Annotated in this window: 1 protein-coding gene; it reads right to left on the reverse strand. The window is 66.1% G+C overall.

Translation table 11 applies throughout. The features are described from left to right. A partial coding sequence (locus tag J7E68_RS18780) for a hypothetical protein (protein ID WP_215175066.1) occupies positions 1-1,105 on the reverse strand: 1,105 nt, incomplete at its 3' end. Between the last annotated feature and the right edge of the window lie 38 nt (positions 1,106-1,143).

Raw genomic sequence — 1,143 nt, forward strand, 5'->3', positions numbered from 1 at the left:
GCACCCCGAAGGCGGACGCGGACGTGGAGAGGACGGTGGCGTCGAGGCTGCTGGTGATGTTCCGTTGGAGCTGGTTGCTCGGCCCGTATCGCTCGGTGATCTGAATCCCATCGACCGTGTCGGCGCAGACCTCGTGCCCGGGGCCGAGAGTCTCCGACAGTGTGAAGGCTGTCTTTCCGACGAGCTGGTCACCGGGGACGGTGACGGTCCATGCGACCTTGTTGTTGCGGTCGGCGCCGCCGAGAACGCTGCCGGACTTGGTCAGGTCGACCTGCCATGGCCGGCTGGTGACCGTTCCGACGCCTCGCCCGGCATCACCCCAGCCCTGCACCTGGGCCGTGTTGTTGTATCCGGTGCCTGGCGCATCGATCTGGCCGTCCGGAGTGCAGGTCTGGTAGGTGACACGGTAAGTGACAGCAGGGTCGAACCCTGCGGGCGGGGCTGCGAGGACGACGTCGAATTCGGTGGCGCCGGGAGTCGGTGCAACGGTTGCGAGTCCGGAGACATCGACGACGGTGGACCCGCGAACGGTTTCAAGGCGGAACCCGGTGGGCGTGCAGATCTGATGCCCGGTGCCGAGGGTGTCGCGCATGGTGACGGTGTTCTGCCCGACCATGTTCGCGCCGGGGATGTCGACGGTCCATGTCATCGACCAGTTGTTCTGGTTCATCGTCCCGGCTTTGGTGACCTCGCCGGGGAGTTCGATCCCATCATCGATGCCACCGGTGCCAGGAAGATCCACGGCGACGGAGGTGCCGTTGAGGTTGAACGGAACAGTCTCGGCGGTCGTTGCGGTGGCGGCCTCCACGTCGAACTGCCACGTTCCGGATACGAGTTCCGGGTTGGCGACGACGGCGTCGGTCAGCTCGCAGTTCGCAAGCCCTGTCGTCGGATCTGTGAGGCAGTTGCCCCAGGTGACCGGGTTGCCGTCCTCGTCGATACCGCTCAGCGGGAACGGGATGCTCTGCGGGAAGGCGAAGTCAGGAGGAAGGCCGATGACGAAGGGGTCGCCGGGCTGAGGATCTGCGTCGCTCGCGTCCCACGCGCCCGATACGGTCAGTGTGTCTCCGACCGTGGCCTGCTGGTCCGCGGGGGTGATCTGCACGTCGCTGACAGAGATGCGTGTGTTCGGAGCCGCGGATG

It is taken from the genome of Microbacterium sp. ISL-103 (genome assembly GCF_018613995.1).
Taxonomy (GTDB): domain Bacteria; phylum Actinomycetota; class Actinomycetes; order Actinomycetales; family Microbacteriaceae; genus Microbacterium.